The 14,172-nt window shown below is 39.5% G+C and carries 14 protein-coding genes and 4 tRNA genes; 13 read left to right on the top strand and 5 right to left on the bottom strand.

Features of this window, described 5'->3' with window-relative positions; all coding sequences use genetic code 11:
• Window positions 1-13 precede the first annotated feature (13 nt).
• The 3 genes from S4054249_RS11725 (at window position 14) to S4054249_RS11715 (ending at window position 5,272) form a co-directional block, all read left to right on the top strand.
• Complete coding sequence (locus S4054249_RS11725; RefSeq protein WP_046356283.1) at window positions 14-2,698, top strand: ATP-binding protein; 2,685 nt, start codon at window positions 14-16, stop codon at window positions 2,696-2,698.
• Window positions 2,699-2,784: 86 nt separating this feature from the next.
• Window positions 2,785-3,174 carry a hypothetical protein gene (locus tag S4054249_RS11720; RefSeq protein ID WP_046356284.1) on the top strand — a complete coding sequence of 130 codons (390 nt, stop codon included), beginning with the start codon at window positions 2,785-2,787 and terminating at the stop codon, window positions 3,172-3,174.
• 400 nt (window positions 3,175-3,574) lie between these two features.
• On the top strand, window positions 3,575-5,272 hold the full coding sequence (locus S4054249_RS11715) for a hypothetical protein (RefSeq protein ID WP_046356285.1): 1,698 nt from the start codon (window positions 3,575-3,577) through the stop codon (window positions 5,270-5,272).
• 32 nt (window positions 5,273-5,304) lie between these two features.
• Here S4054249_RS11715 and S4054249_RS11710 read toward each other — a convergent pair whose 3' ends face one another.
• The 5 genes from S4054249_RS11710 to S4054249_RS11690 are packed head-to-tail and all read right to left on the bottom strand — an operon-like array spanning window position 5,305 to window position 7,338.
• The gene (locus S4054249_RS11710) at window positions 5,305-5,634 is read right to left on the bottom strand and encodes a TusE/DsrC/DsvC family sulfur relay protein (RefSeq protein ID WP_046356286.1); all 330 of its coding nucleotides are present in this window, start codon (window positions 5,632-5,634) and stop codon (window positions 5,305-5,307) included.
• A 2-nt stretch (window positions 5,635-5,636) separates the two neighbouring features.
• Window positions 5,637-5,906: a DsrH/TusB family sulfur metabolism protein gene (locus tag S4054249_RS11705; protein WP_052960975.1), complete on the bottom strand. Its 270-nt coding sequence runs from the start codon at window positions 5,904-5,906 to the stop codon at window positions 5,637-5,639.
• On the bottom strand, window positions 5,903-6,262 hold the full coding sequence (locus S4054249_RS11700) for a DsrE family protein (RefSeq protein ID WP_046356287.1): 360 nt from the start codon (window positions 6,260-6,262) through the stop codon (window positions 5,903-5,905). Before S4054249_RS11700 ends, S4054249_RS11705 begins: the two co-directional genes overlap by 4 nt.
• Window positions 6,259-6,612 carry a sulfurtransferase complex subunit TusD gene (gene tusD / locus S4054249_RS11695; protein ID WP_046356288.1) on the bottom strand — a complete coding sequence of 118 codons (354 nt, stop codon included), beginning with the start codon at window positions 6,610-6,612 and terminating at the stop codon, window positions 6,259-6,261. The genes S4054249_RS11700 and tusD overlap by 4 nt, the downstream gene beginning before the upstream one ends.
• A 54-nt stretch (window positions 6,613-6,666) precedes the next feature.
• Window positions 6,667-7,338: a Bax inhibitor-1/YccA family protein gene (locus S4054249_RS11690; RefSeq protein ID WP_039609861.1), complete on the bottom strand. Its 672-nt coding sequence runs from the start codon at window positions 7,336-7,338 to the stop codon at window positions 6,667-6,669.
• 262 nt (window positions 7,339-7,600) lie between these two features.
• Between S4054249_RS11690 and S4054249_RS11685 the strand changes: the two genes are divergently transcribed.
• The 10 genes from S4054249_RS11685 to nhaC all read left to right on the top strand — a co-directional run bounded on the left by S4054249_RS11685 (window position 7,601) and on the right by nhaC (window position 13,945).
• Window positions 7,601-7,691: transfer RNA gene (locus S4054249_RS11685), tRNA-Ser, on the top strand.
• Window positions 7,692-7,722: 31 nt separating this feature from the next.
• Window positions 7,723-7,813, top strand: a tRNA-Ser gene (locus S4054249_RS11680).
• A gap of 50 nt (window positions 7,814-7,863) precedes the next feature.
• Window positions 7,864-7,954, top strand: a tRNA-Ser gene (locus S4054249_RS11675).
• Window positions 7,955-8,006: 52 nt separating this feature from the next.
• Window positions 8,007-8,097 (top strand) — tRNA-Ser (locus S4054249_RS11670).
• Between the two features lie 159 nt (window positions 8,098-8,256).
• Window positions 8,257-8,619, top strand: coding sequence for a hypothetical protein (locus S4054249_RS11665; RefSeq protein ID WP_046355008.1), 363 nt, complete (start codon window positions 8,257-8,259; stop codon window positions 8,617-8,619).
• Between the two features lie 136 nt (window positions 8,620-8,755).
• Window positions 8,756-9,214, top strand: a complete 459-nt coding sequence (locus tag S4054249_RS11660) for a GAF domain-containing protein (protein WP_046355009.1) — start codon at window positions 8,756-8,758, stop codon at window positions 9,212-9,214.
• Window position 9,215: 1 nt separating this feature from the next.
• Entirely contained in the window at window positions 9,216-9,494 is a 279-nt protein-coding gene (locus S4054249_RS11655; protein ID WP_039609864.1) for a hypothetical protein, read from the top strand.
• A 12-nt stretch (window positions 9,495-9,506) separates the two neighbouring features.
• The gene (gene proQ / locus S4054249_RS11650; protein WP_046355010.1) at window positions 9,507-10,157 is read left to right on the top strand and encodes an RNA chaperone ProQ; all 651 of its coding nucleotides are present in this window, start codon (window positions 9,507-9,509) and stop codon (window positions 10,155-10,157) included.
• Between the two features lie 10 nt (window positions 10,158-10,167).
• Window positions 10,168-12,198 carry a carboxy terminal-processing peptidase gene (gene prc / locus S4054249_RS11645; protein ID WP_046355011.1) on the top strand — a complete coding sequence of 677 codons (2,031 nt, stop codon included), beginning with the start codon at window positions 10,168-10,170 and terminating at the stop codon, window positions 12,196-12,198.
• A gap of 292 nt (window positions 12,199-12,490) precedes the next feature.
• The gene (gene nhaC / locus S4054249_RS11640) at window positions 12,491-13,945 is read left to right on the top strand and encodes a Na+/H+ antiporter NhaC (RefSeq protein ID WP_046355012.1); all 1,455 of its coding nucleotides are present in this window, start codon (window positions 12,491-12,493) and stop codon (window positions 13,943-13,945) included.
• Window positions 13,946-14,172: the final 227 nt, after the last annotated feature.

Genomic DNA, 14,172 nt, shown 5'->3' with positions numbered 1-14,172 from the left:
TCCTAGGTCAACAATGTATCTGATTAGATTCACTTTCGGCTTTATTGTGTTGTGTTTTTCGCTATCTGTGAGCGCTCAACAATATGTGTATAACGGTATAGAAACGGGTGTTAACCTACATGACAAGGGATTGGTCCTTGCTGCAAAAGATGACACTCGTTTCCCCGTTTCATTTGGTGACGTTGAAAGTTGGGCAAGTAAATTAACCCCTCAAAAAGAGCGAGCGTTATTTTCTGGCCGATATTGGCTCGTTACTAAGATTAAAAACATTTCCAACTATGAGCAGTTAGTGCTGTACCCATACAACACGGTCTTATCTAATATAGAAACAAGAATATACTCACCAACGGACGTGAAGCGGTATTATTCAGGCGGTATGGTTCAGAATGAATTCGCTTTTCACTATGGCAATACCATCGAGCTGTTACCAAAACAGGACTATTACGTAGTAACTCTATTTGAGAGTGATTATTTCTACACACCTATCAAACTAGAGCTTGTGCCAGTTAAAGACTTCAAAGAACAGGTCGTGATTGATAATTTAATTATGATCATTTGCTTTAGCGTTGGCATAGTTTTGGGTTTATACAATTTGCTTATCTATATTGGCTCAAAAGACCTAACACATCTATATTACGCAATTTTTGCTGCTACCATGGTTTTTGCATGGAGTCATTTCTTTCATATATCTGACCAGCTTTTTGGGTTTTATTCGGCGCATTTACACTGGCTTGGCTTTACTTTGTCACCAATTAGCAATGCGTTGTTTTACAATTGCTTGCTTAAGCTTAAAGAGGAACACCCAAACTTATCCTCAGCATCTATATGGGTTGGTGTGATTGCGGCGATAGGCACCCCATTTAGTATTTTATTTCCTGGCTTCGGTTTCTTATGGGCAACATTATCAACCGGTGTGGCCTTATGCCTTGGTTTGTATATCGGCATTCTACGGATCTCTGAAGGATTTAAGCCTGCTAGGTATTTTATACTTGCTTATGTCTGTATGGCTGTACCAAACATGATTGGTAATTTTACTAACCTTGGACTCTTGCCGCCCATAGCGGTTAATTTGTATTTGATTGGGTTAGTTGGGGTCGCTTTAGATGCCATGTTCTTAGCTTTTGCAGTCGCTGACAAGGTGAGGTTAACCAGCGAAGAAAATATAGAACTGAATAAGAACTTAGAAGCAAAAGTTTTGAAACGTACTTATGAGCTTGAACAGCTCGCTTCTGAATTACGTGATGCAAGTGAGGCCAAAAGTCGTTTTTTAGCAAATATGAGCCACGAGATAAGAACGCCAATGACTTCAATTATTGGTTATGCAGATGGGATAATTTTAGGAGACATAAAGCCACATGAGCGCAATCATGCGATTACGGTAATACTGCAGAATTCTCGTCATGTTTTGGGTCTTATCAATGACATACTTGATATGTCCAAAATTGAAGCAAACCGGCTTGAAGTCGAATTAATAGAAGCCAACCTGTTTCAGTCAATTGCCCATGTTGAGTCTTTGTTGGGTAAGCAAATACGCGACAAAGGTCTTGAGTTTGACTTGAACTACCAATTCCCCTTACCTGATTTTGTTGTCATTGATCCGACCAGACTGCGCCAAATATTATTAAACTTAACATCAAATGCATTGAAGTTTACTTCAGTGGGTAAAATCTCTATAGAGGTCAGCTGCAAGGGGGATAGGCTATATATTAGCGTTAAAGATACTGGCATAGGGATGACGACCGAAGAGCAGAAAGAGCTATTCAGTGCATTTTATCAAGCTGATTCTTCGACCACGCGAAAATATGGGGGGACGGGTCTTGGCCTAAACATTTCAAAAAGCTTAGCGCAAAAGTTAGATGGTGATATTGAAGTTGAGAGTGAAGTTGGGTCGGGTACATCCTTTACATTGTCACTAAGCTTATTTACCACTGAACGCACTAAGTGGGTCAACTCGTTTGAAGAAATTCATCATCAGCATGACACTTACGTTCAAGCAGACTCTGAGCTAGATTCTGAAGCGTTGAAAGGGGAAGTTTTACTTGCTGAAGACCACAGTGACAACTGTAGATTAATCACCAGAATTTTAGAACGGATGGGACTGAATGTGACTGCGGTTGAGAATGGCCAGCTGGCAGTGCAAGCTGTGTTAGACAATGAATTTGATTTGATCCTCATGGATATTCAAATGCCCGTTATGGATGGGGAGCAGGCGTTTAACTTTATTCAAGCAACTGGCTGTACGGCGCCTGTAATCGCACTGACTGCAAATACAATGAGTCATGAAGTAGAAAGATATATAAAGCTTGGTTTTACAGATCACTTGGCAAAACCAATCGATAGGGCACAGTTTGCAAAGAAAATTTCACATTATTTAAATATCACTGTTGACGATGATTTGAACTTACCGGATGAAGAATTTAAACAGCTGAAAATGCAGTATATTGACGGGTTGCACGAGCAGCTAGTTCAATTGCAAAATCAGCTCAAGTACAAGGATTATGAAGGGCTGGCACGTTCTATCCATGCTTTAAAAGGTACCTCAGCGATGTTTGATTGCCATGATATTTATCAAACGGTTTCGCAGATTGATACTTTGTTAAAACAAGACAATTTTCATGATGTTGAAAAAGCACTATCAAGATTGTTTGACTTAATTAATAAAGTGATAGACGAATCTGATTGCGGCGAAGCTGTATAGCTCAACTTGAAGATTACGCGTTTGTATTTCGAACTTTCAAAACTTTATAATCATGTAAAATAACTAAAATTAAATAGGGATAGGTTATGAAGTATTTATCGATATTGTGTGCATTAGCTAGCCCACTTACCTTAGCTAATCCGTTAATAGGCACTTGGGAGTTTGTTAGTGGAGAATATGCTACGGAAGGCGGACGGGTCAAAGCCTCAGCGCCTGAAGTCACCTCGACTAAAATAATTAATAAAACTCACTTTAGCTATATAACGAGTAGCAATGATAAGTTTCATTATGCCGGTGGCGGGACTTATGTTGTAAAAGATAATCACTTTATTGAGACAGTAACATTGGGCAATGTAGAAAGCTTGATAGGTCGAAAAATGGCATTTACTTATGAAGTTAAGGGTGATCTTTGGCACCATAAGCTTGTTGAAGATGGTAAATTTATTGAATATGAGGTTTGGAAGCGAGTTAAATAAGCTCGTACGTTAACTGCAATATTTAATCTCGATAAAGAGTTTGTTCCATATATAGGTTAGGTTCAGGCTGCAAAGTCTGACTTAGCTCATTAAATACTGCCCACCAACGAAATGTTCTCTACAAAAGTTCACTTTTTGATGTAAGAAATTGTATAAAGCGTGTATTCATGAACTAACATTTAAGACAATTGGAAAGTGTCGTTAATTCTGTGCGTTAGGTATTTTCTTTAACTGATTATCACTTTTTATGAATAATTATTCTCATTTTCTGATTTAAAACTCATTCTAAAGTGGGTGGTTTTTAAACAGTTATTGACAGGTGTTAACACTCACTGTTTTGTCCAATTGTATTTTTTCGCATAAGTTATTTGTACAGGTTAGGCAAAGAAGGTATGCAATTATGAAATCTTACATCCCATTAATTATGGCATCTCTAGTGATAGGTTGCTCATCATCTGAAAGCGACAACTCAAATCAGTTAAACACAGAAACTCAGCAAGATACATCAGCTCAACAATCTGACAGCTCAGATGCAGATAATAGCGCTGACTCTAATATGAATAATGATTCATCTAGTACTGACGATTCAACGGATCAAGATAGTGGTGGAACCAATGATAGTGATGACACTGTGGATAGAGGGGTATATTTTCCCCAGTCCTTGGCAGTGGCCTCTCCATTCTCTGACAGTAGTGATGAACAAGATAGGCAATATACATACAGAGCCCTTGAGTCAAGAGGCCCTGCTTCTCCGACATATTTTTGGGCAACCAGAAGAATTAATGCGCTTTTAAGTGGTGAGACACCTTTGAGAGATGTATTCAGAGTTGGCTCTTTTTATAGAAATAGTTCTAACGCGGATTGTTTTGGTCCGCAAGTAAGCTATCAAGGACACCCTGATGCATCAAGCTCGGCAACGAGTGCTGGTACATTACCAACAGGGGATTTGGGCTTGTGGCTTGCGAGTGCGAGCAATGGCAATGCATGTGCTGTTGCGCAAACAAATGCGCAATTGCGGGCTGTCAGAGAGCGTTCAAGAATGGCATTGATGACCTTGGCGAGCATGGTTTCTGCTGCCATTGATGATGGAACGGGGTTACCTGCAGAGGGCAGCTCAATTGACCTAACCTCACAAATGAATAGCAAAGGGTTGGCTGATATTAGTTTTAATAGTGCGACAATTGAATTGGCATCAGGCGTATGGCAATACAGTGTGAGTTTAGCTTACACGGTATCAGGGTCGGACTATGATATTACTATGTCAATGATGCATACACCTGGCACTGATGCTGTGAACTATACAGGCTTACTGAATTTCACGGTAGAGGGTGAGGTTGGCGTATTAGGCATAGAATTTCCAGGAGGAAATTGCAGTCAAAATGACCGTACTTTAGTGGGTTCTCTCGCATATGAGCGCAGTGGAGAACAAATGTCTTTACAGTCTAGATCTGCGACTAATTGTGGTCATGGCGTTGCGAGTGTATTTAATAGCGACCAGCAAGTGGATGTGGATAACAAATATCATGCTACTGATAACCCGGATGGTTGGAGTGAAAACTTTGCAATTTTTGGTGCTAACTTTAATTTAACCAGCTTAGCAGGCGATTATGCTTATGTATGGCAAGCGGGTGTTAATGATTCCAATAGTCGTATATTAAATATTGGGTTTAATGATGCGTCGTTGGAAAATGGCGAAGCCCACTTTGGCTATGGCACGGATATAGATGAAACAAACGGTTTAGTCCAAGGGTTTATTTGTAATTGGGCTGGGCCTGGCAACAATCATACTCTTCAAGATTATACTCAAAGACAGTTTTTCGAATTCGATTCATCGACGAATGTTTATTTAGGCACTGAGCATCGCGCAAATATTGAATATGCACCGACAAATTCTTGTGACTATGATGGATCGGGCACGTTTATTTTCGATATTGATGCAAGTGGTGTGTTAGGTGATATTGCGAGTGAGTCTGCTTCTGAAGTATTCAACACTGATCTATGGTCTCCTACAGACCCTAGCTTAACTGTTGCCGAGTCAGTATTAGCGAGAGGATTGTCAGTGCCAGTAGTGCCGTTCTCTTGGCCGAGTAATGAATAATAAAGAGAAAGAGAAGGCAATGCCTTCTCTTTTTAAATACATTTAGCGGGTTTAGGGAGTCCCGCAATCTTGGTCGCTTGTTTAGCAGGACCTTTAGGGAAAAGCTTATATAAATAAATACTTTTTCCTTTATCCTCACCAAGCTTTTTAGCAATGGCTTTGACTAACATTCTAATGGCAGGGCTTGTGCCGTACTCTTCATAAAAACTACGAACAAACCGGATAACTTCCCAGTGCGCATCTGTCAAAGTAATATTTTCTTGAGATGCAATAACTGACGCTAGACTCTCCTCCCAATCTAAATGATTTAAAAGGTAGCCTTCTTTGTCTGTTTCAATTGTTTTATCGTTTACTTCTAACATAATTACCACGTTATAGATTTGTCACTGCTTGCAATAAGGTCGACCCAACTTAAATCATCTATCAGTGTAATTGATTCAATAGGTGAAATGCCACGTGCTAGGGCGCATGTCTCCAGCATGAAAAGTGGTGCTGGGCAATTTACCACAAACTTTGATTGATCATAGCAGGCATCTTGTTGCAGCAATACCTTATCGTCTTGGCTAATTAAACCCATATCAAAATTGCGATAGTAACTACTCGGTTTAGAGAAGATATGTATTATTGAACTCATAACTTAACCACATGATCTTGTTTTTTAAGTAAAGCTTGTTGCTGTTTAATATTGACTGTTTCGGTATCAATCGTAAGCTCTTCAGACGACATCGAAAATTCTGCAAGGGCATTTTCGCAAACAAAAATACGATCAATATCGTAAATTTCTAATGTTTTTAGCTGCTTAAAAAAGTCTTTAATACCCAGTTGATTTGGATGTTGAGCCGTTTTTAACGCAAGGACAGATGCGCCTCTAAATAGCCAACTGACTTCTTGATCAACAGCTGCAAAAATGAGAGCCATGTCTAGGCTATCTCGAATAATTTGCGCATCAAATGGCGCGGCGTCACAGACAACTAAAATCTTTTTGGTCATTTGAATTGCACCCACTTGTCAGCTTTACAGGTTTCCATGGCAAACTCAGCAAGTCCTGCAACGGTGAATAAACCTGTATTGGATGTGTCAATACCGCGCTTTTCTGCGGCGGTAACACATAGTTTAATGGGGATCCCCAGATCGTGAAGCCTTTGCCAAACTGCACTGACTTGCAGTTCGTCACTGGCAAGAGAAAAGTGCTGGTTGGCATGCAAAACCGCGTCTTGGTATAAAAAAATACACTTAATTGAATGCTTTTGCTGAAGCACGGCACGTGCGAAGCGCTCTATACATTGCAAAGAATCATGGTCAGCAGGACCCGAGTGTACGGAAATAATAAATTGGCTCAAAGAAAACCCATAAAAAAAGCCCCTAATGGGGCTTATTTTATCAGAATGATAAGATTAGTCATCACTTGACATGACACCTAGTAGCATCAATAAAGAAGTGAATAGGTTGTAGATAGCAACGAAAAGGCCAACAGTCGCTAATACATAATTAGTTTCACCACCATTAACGATTCTGCTTGTTTCAAACAAGATCATTGCTGACATAAGTAATACAAATACAGCGTTAATAGCAATAAACACAATTGGACTACCGATGAAGATATTTACGATAGAAATACCAACAGTCACTAAAATACCAATCGTTAAGAAACCACCCATGAAAGAAAAGTCTTTCTTAGTTGTTAATGCGTAAGCAGATAAACCGAAGAAAATCAACGCAGTTGAACCAAGAGCTTGTGCAATCAGTAACCCACCATTTGGCAAGTTTAGGTATGAGTTAAGCATTGGGCCTAAGCCAAAACCAAGAATACCAGTGAATAAGAATACCAGACCGATTGCTGAAGAAGAGTTTGCCTTCTTTTGGATAACAAAAATTAGACCCATAGCAACAAGAGAGCAGACAAGGCCTGTGAATCTAGGCAATGCCATAGTCATTGAAATTGCAGCAGTTAAGGCACTAAATGCCAAAGTCATTGCTAAAAGAAAGTAAGTGCTTTTAAGCACTTTATTTGTTTCAGTCGTTGACATTACTGCTTTTTCAGTAGTGTACGAATGATTGAACGCCATATTATAGCTCCTTAATAGAAACACGATGTTCCGATAATTAAACTTTCCAAAGATTACCAAGAGTTACATAGTTGAGCAAACCTTTCTCGAATAGTAGACCATTTTTTGTGGTAAATAGTTCAAAGATAACAAAAGATTGTTAAAAAAATCGCCAGACTAGCTGGATTTGTCGTCAAACAAGCTGAATTTTGGACAAATGATAAAAAAAGCAAAAAAAAAGCTTCACATTCTAAAAAGGTTTCCCTATTATTCGCCCCGCTGCGGAGAGATGGCTGAGTGGTTGAAAGCACCGGTCTTGAAAACCGGCATACGTTAATAGCGTATCTAGGGTTCAAATCCCTATCTCTCCGCCACTAATTTCTATGCTTTGCATAGGCAAGTTTCGGAGAGATGGCTGAGTGGTTGAAAGCACCGGTCTTGAAAACCGGCATACGTTAATAGCGTATCTAGGGTTCAAATCCCTATCTCTCCGCCACTAAAACAAACAAAGTGCATTTAATAGTAAGACATTTTGTTTTAAAATTTGGAGAGATGGCTGAGTGGTTGAAAGCACCGGTCTTGAAAACCGGCATACGTTAATAGCGTATCTAGGGTTCAAATCCCTATCTCTCCGCCACTACAATAAGCAATGTGCACTTTATTCATTAAGTCATTTTGTTTTAAAATTTGGAGAGATGGCTGAGTGGTTGAAAGCACCGGTCTTGAAAACCGGCATACGTTAATAGCGTATCTAGGGTTCAAATCCCTATCTCTCCGCCATAATTAAGCCCAAGCTATTATCTAGCTTGGGCTTTTTTATTGGGTTAGAAAATATTTGTTTCAAAAACATGCTAATCAAGTTGAGACTAAAGTCTCATTGATGTGATTTAGCTTAAGCCGAAGACTTGTTTACTGACACAGTTTTGTAAGGTAATTGAAATGAAAAAAGTAGCAACAGCCATTGGGGTCTCAATGTTTTCACCGTTGATAGTTGGTAGTGTCCTAGGTGCTTACTTCTATTTGGTGACAGGACAAGGGCAAGTGTTTTTGCAATTGTTGACTACTGCGATATCAAATGCGCACATAGTTGGCATCGTAATGGCGCTATGTGTGTTACCTACATATCTTTTTTTATATAAATGCAATAAGCTGTCGTATGCCGCACTTACTACAGCTGCTATGTTAGGTGGAGCGATATTTACGTTTCTCTTTTCTGTTCCTGGTGGTCCGATACTTATTGCAAATGCAGTAATGTGCGCATTAGCGTCTGCGCTTTTTTTATACAGCTTGCGTCTCCCGTGATATAACGGCTGCGCGCAAAATGAGCAGTTTGAGTTGTATTGAAGACAAATTGGGACTTTTTGCTCGTAAAAGGTTTCATTTATTTGCATGAAAGAGTACCTTTACTGTTTATATGTAAGAATGTTCAGTATCAACAATGCAAAAGCAAAAATTTTATGAACTGTTGAATCAACAGGCAAAAGGACTAATTGATGGTGAGCGCAATCATGTTGCTAACATGGCTAACTTGAGTGCTTTGCTATTCACCAATATGGAAGACATTAACTGGTCCGGTTTTTATTTAATGGATGGAGACAATGAACTTGTACTTGGTCCATTTCAAGGCAATCCTGCGTGTATCCGCATCCCTGTAGGCAAAGGTGTCTGTGGGACTGCTGTGTCTGAAGAAAAAACACAGCTTGTTGAAGATGTACACGCGTTTGAAGGCCATATTGCCTGTGATGCAGCTTCAAATTCTGAAATTGTGATACCTGTATTTAAGAAAGGTAAAATTTTTGCAGTATTGGACATCGATAGTCCCAGTTTGGCAAGGTTTGACGAACAAGATAAACTGGGCTTAGAAGCGCTGGTTAAAAGCTTCGAGGAAACACTTTAAAATGAAAGATATGCTTAATGTACAAGACTACTTATTTTCTAATTTCGATGTTGGGGATTGGGAAGGCGATGAGGAGCAAGTCGCTGAGACTCTTAACGAGTTGATTCATTTTGCTTGGGAAAAGTTGCCCGAAGATCTTGGAAGTGAGCAAATTGATCAAATTATTAATGGTATTTGGGAACATCTGCGCGGTGATATGGCATTAATTGATACCGAGCTAGATGAACTCTTAGACTGGGTTACACACTATATTAATTCATCTCTTGATGAAGATATTTAAATAGGTTTAGACATGGAAACCACAAACAAGCTAAAAGATATTAACGAGGTATTGGAGTTTTTATACTCAGAATTTCCTCAGTGTTTTAAACAAAAGGATGGTATAAAGCCACTAAAAGTTGGCATCTTCAAAGATATTGCTGAGAAGATTGAAGGCTCTGAAAAAGTAAGTAAAACGCAAGTTAGACAAGCTTTAAGAAAATACACTTCAAGCTGGCGTTATTTAGAAGCCGTAACAAAAAATGAGTTCCGTGTTGATTTGGAAGGTGGTCAAGCTGAAAAGGTTGAGCAGGAGCACGTAGAGCATGCTCAAAAAGCATTGGAAGAAAGTCGTGCGAAAATGGCAAAACGCAAGAAGCCACAAAGACCTCGCAATGACGGCGACACAAAATCTTACAAATCAAAAGGGCAAGGTCACCCACGCCATGCCAATAAAAAGCCTAGAGTTAATAAGAAGCCTGAGCAACAGCAACAACGCAGAAGTTCAGGAAAAGTTGAACCTCTTCCAGCAAATGAGGTCAAGGTAAATAACAAAGTTAAAGTTAAGCTTGGCCAAGCGCTCGTAAACGCAACAATTACTGAAGTTAATAAAGACGAAGTACATGTTGAACTTGTAACGGGTATGCAGGTTAAGACAAAGGCTGAAAGCCTATTTATTCTATAAGGAGTAGTGTATGAGTAAAAATTTACCACTCATAGGGGCCGTTGCATTATTTGTTGCAAATACATGTTTTGCAGCAACTAGCGTTGTAACAGAAAAAGATATACCAGTGCTTAAACCTGAATTACAGCACGCAACAGCTACGAAAAGAGTGACTAGTAAATTTACTCGTGACCACTACAAACGTTTTAAGCTCAACGAGACCCTGTCTGAGGAAATTTTTGATAGATATGTAGAGACGTTAGACTACAACAAATCTGTTTTTCTTCAGTCAGATGTTGACGCATTTAAACAACATAAAGCAAAGTTTGATGAAGCACTTATGAGTGGTAAGTTAGACTTTGCTTTTGAAATGTTCAATATCAGCTTGCAAAGGCGATTTGAACGTTTCCAATATGCTATTTCCTTATTAAACGAAGAAATGAAGTTTGATACTCCCGATGCTTTTTATTACGACCGAGAAGAAGCTGCGTTTGCAAAAAACCAAGCTGAACTTGATGAGTTTTGGCGTCAAAGGGTTAAGTCTGATGCCCTACGGTTGAAGCTAACAGGTAAAGACTGGGAAGGCATTAAAGAAATTCTGACTAAGCGCTACAAGAATGCTCAGAAGCGTTTAGTTCAAACAAATAGCGAAGACGCGTATCAAATTGTAATGAATGCATACGCTAGAAGTATAGAGGCACATACTTCCTACTTATCACCCCGTCGAGCTGAACAATTCAAGATGGATATGGATCTTGAGTTAGAAGGTATCGGTGCCGTTTTAAGCTACGATGAAGATTATACAGTTATCCGTAGTTTAGTACCGGGTGGTCCAGCTGATAAAACTGAAAAAATAAAAGCAGACGATAAAATCATTGGCGTAGCGCAAGACGGCAAAGATTTTGTTGATGTCATTGGCTGGCGATTGGATGATGTAGTAGACCTAATTAAGGGTCCAAAAGGGACCAAAGTTAGACTTCAATACTTAAAAGGAAGCGACTCTCACGGTACGCCCAAGGTCGTGGAAATTGTTCGTGATAAAATTCGACTTGAAGATCGTGCAGCCAAGTCATCTGTATTTAAAGCACAGTACTCAGACTTAACAAGCAAAATCGGTATTATAGAAATACCGAGCTTTTACAACAATTTATCTGAAGACGTATTAAAAGAGATAAATGCACTTAAAGCTGAAAAAGTCGATGGTATCATTATTGACCTTAGACAGAATGGCGGTGGCTCGTTGTATGAGGCTAAAAAGCTGTCAGGTTTATTTATAGATAAAGGCCCGATTGTACAAATTCATACTGCTAAAAATCGTATTGATGTGCAAAAAGACCAAGATGGTAAGACATATTACAGCGGACCGTTAACTGTTTTGGTTGACCGCTACAGTGCTTCTGCATCAGAGATATTTGCAGCTGCAATGCAAGATTATGGCAGAGCGGTTGTTGTCGGTGAGCAAACATTTGGTAAAGGCACTGTTCAGCAGCACAGAGGTTTGAGACGAACCTATGACTTATTCGAAAACCCGCTTGGTAGCATTACTTATACAATAGCAAAGTTTTATCGTATCAATGGTGGAAGCACACAGAATAAAGGTGTTATCCCAGATATCTTGCTGCCTTCTTTCATTGAGCCTGAAGAATGGGGCGAAAGCCAAGAAGATAATGCCCTTCCATGGGATAGTATCGCTAGAGCACAGTACAATACGATTGATGATTTATCGCCTGTAATAGGGCACCTTAATACTAAGCATAACAAACGCGTTGCCTCAGAGCCTGAGTTTTCCTATGTTTACAGTGATATCAAACGTTACAAAGAGCAAGAGAGTGAAACATCCATCTCATTGGTTGAAGCTGAGCGAGAAAAGGAGCGTGAGGAAAGAGACCAAAGAGCACTTGTTCGTACAAACGAAAGATTAAAGCGCCTAGGGTTGGAAGCAATCGAAAACTTAGATGATGTCCCAGATGTAATATCTGATCTAGATCCTTACTTAGAGGAAACTGCGTTGATAACTCAGGATATGATCAATTTTGGCAGGCTCGTTAAAAACGATATTTAGTGTAAGCAAGATAATTAAACTCAGTGGAAAAAAGGCGCGATAGCGCCTTTTTTCGTTACTACTGTGAGCAAATTTGTTATTATCGTCAGCCGCAACAAGACAACATAGACTATGTTTATCAATCCGTTTTGATAATTGAAACAGCCTTTTGGTTCAATCTAATACTGCATCGCAGTATAAAATGAGCCTAGTTTGTCAGGTTTAACTATTGATAATTATCAAACCGGATTGGTAAAAGGGTAGTGATACTCGGTCAAATAATAATACGCACCGAAATGAGTGCGAGGGGTACATGAATTTGAAACAACCAAAAACTGCATCTTCATGGGATGCTTTCATACCAATTATAGTATTAGTGAGTTTATTGGGTGCAGCTGTATATCTGTACGGTGATAGCTCTTCTTCTGGTCCGAACCAAATCGCATTATTATTTGCAACTTTTACAGCTGCTTTAATTGGTTTAAAAAATGGCTTCACATGGAAAACTCTTGAAGAAGCAATGATTAAAGGTATCACAATTTCCTTAGGTGCGATTTTGATCTTACTCATGGTTGGTGCATTAATCGGAACGTGGTTATTGTCCGGCACTGTGCCAACACTCATTTATTATGGGCTACAGATAATCAACCCAGCTTGGTTCTACGCTGCCAGTTGTTTAATCTGCGGTATTGTGGCTATGAGTATAGGCAGTTCTTGGACGACGGCTGCGACTATTGGTGTGGCTTTGTTGGGTGTCGCTAATGGATTAGGTCTGGATCCTGTAGTTACCGCTGGTGCGGTTATTTCGGGTGCATATTTTGGTGATAAGCTAAGTCCATTGTCCGAGACTACGAATTTGGCACCAGCAGTAGCTGGCAGTGATTTGTTTGACCACATACAACATATGCTATGGACAACAGTGCCTAGTTTTGTCATTGCACTGATTATTTTTATTATTATGGGTTTCAACGCAGATGTTGCCAGTGACGCGAGTAAAATTGACGCCATTAGCGCTATTTTGCAAGACAACTTCAATATCAATATTTTTATGCTAGTGCCACTGATTATTCTATTAGGGCTGGCAATTAAGAAAATGCCAGCTTTTCCTGCGATTTCTATTGGTGCTGTCGTCGGCGCTGTATGGGCACTACTTTTCCAAGGAGATTTGATAGCGAGCCAAATAGATGCTTCTCAAGGTGAGCTTGTAGGTCAGTTTAAGCTTATTTGGGCAACGTTCTTTGATGGGTTCAGTGTTCAAACTGGTGATGCGAAAATGGATGATCTGCTAAGTGGTGGCGGTATGTCTAGTATGTTGACAACAACGTGGCTAATTATGACCGCCTTGATGTTTGGGGCCATTATGGAAAAAACGGGTCTGTTAGAAGTGTTTGTGCGCAGTATTTTGCGCATAGCAAAGAGCACAGGTTCGTTAATTGCCTCTACAATTGCTACGTGTTTTGGTACCAATCTTGTTGCCGCGGATCAATATATCGCCATTGTAGTTCCTGGTAGAATGTTCAAAGAGGAATATAAAAAACGTGGCCTGCAGAGCGTAAACTTATCAAGAACGCTTGAAGATGGTGGGACTATTACCAGCCCATTAATCCCGTGGAATACTTGTGGTGCGTATATGCAAAGCGTACTATTAATAAACCCTCTAGACTATGCTGTTTATGCATTTTTCAACCTGATAAATCCACTTTTAGCGATTGTTTATGGTTACCTTGGCGTAAAAGTTTTAAAACTTAAACCAAGAGAGCAAGAATAAAAAACAGGGCCTCAACTGATTGAGGCCTTTTTATTTTTAAACAGTGAGATAACTCGTCTAATCTTATTTGAAAGCTACATTTCCCTAATTTAATATTATAAAATCCTGTCTTATAGAGATACGTGCTTGAATGATCGTTTAATTAAACGTATTGACATTAGCATTTAATAGGCAGCATAAGCTGGTCGACGGGCGTTATTCATCTTATTTGATCATCTTGTGCGACG

Source organism: Pseudoalteromonas luteoviolacea (genome assembly GCF_001750165.1).
GTDB classification, from domain to species: domain Bacteria; phylum Pseudomonadota; class Gammaproteobacteria; order Enterobacterales; family Alteromonadaceae; genus Pseudoalteromonas; species Pseudoalteromonas luteoviolacea_G.
The sequence above is the reverse complement of the archived record's forward strand: the minus strand, read 5'-3'. Positions and strand labels throughout refer to the sequence as shown.

What these genes read in the sequence shown, in the direction of transcription:
- S4054249_RS11725 (WP_046356283.1), top strand. Translation starts at nt 14, where the DNA reads ATGTATCTGATTAGATTCACTTTCGGCTTTATTGTGTTGTGTTTTTCG.
- S4054249_RS11720 (WP_046356284.1), top strand. Translation starts at nt 2,785, where the DNA reads ATGAAGTATTTATCGATATTGTGTGCATTAGCTAGCCCACTTACCTTA.
- S4054249_RS11715 (WP_046356285.1), top strand. Translation starts at nt 3,575, where the DNA reads ATGAAATCTTACATCCCATTAATTATGGCATCTCTAGTGATAGGTTGC.
- S4054249_RS11710 (WP_046356286.1), bottom strand. Translation starts at nt 5,634, where the DNA reads ATGTTAGAAGTAAACGATAAAACAATTGAAACAGACAAAGAAGGCTAC.
- S4054249_RS11705 (WP_052960975.1), bottom strand. Translation starts at nt 5,906, where the DNA reads ATGAGTTCAATAATACATATCTTCTCTAAACCGAGTAGTTACTATCGC.
- S4054249_RS11700 (WP_046356287.1), bottom strand. Translation starts at nt 6,262, where the DNA reads ATGACCAAAAAGATTTTAGTTGTCTGTGACGCCGCGCCATTTGATGCG.
- S4054249_RS11690 (WP_039609861.1), bottom strand. Translation starts at nt 7,338, where the DNA reads ATGGCGTTCAATCATTCGTACACTACTGAAAAAGCAGTAATGTCAACG.
- S4054249_RS11665 (WP_046355008.1), top strand. Translation starts at nt 8,257, where the DNA reads ATGAAAAAAGTAGCAACAGCCATTGGGGTCTCAATGTTTTCACCGTTG.
- S4054249_RS11660 (WP_046355009.1), top strand. Translation starts at nt 8,756, where the DNA reads ATGCAAAAGCAAAAATTTTATGAACTGTTGAATCAACAGGCAAAAGGA.
- S4054249_RS11655 (WP_039609864.1), top strand. Translation starts at nt 9,216, where the DNA reads ATGAAAGATATGCTTAATGTACAAGACTACTTATTTTCTAATTTCGAT.
- proQ (WP_046355010.1), top strand. Translation starts at nt 9,507, where the DNA reads ATGGAAACCACAAACAAGCTAAAAGATATTAACGAGGTATTGGAGTTT.
- prc (WP_046355011.1), top strand. Translation starts at nt 10,168, where the DNA reads ATGAGTAAAAATTTACCACTCATAGGGGCCGTTGCATTATTTGTTGCA.
- nhaC (WP_046355012.1), top strand. Translation starts at nt 12,491, where the DNA reads ATGAATTTGAAACAACCAAAAACTGCATCTTCATGGGATGCTTTCATA.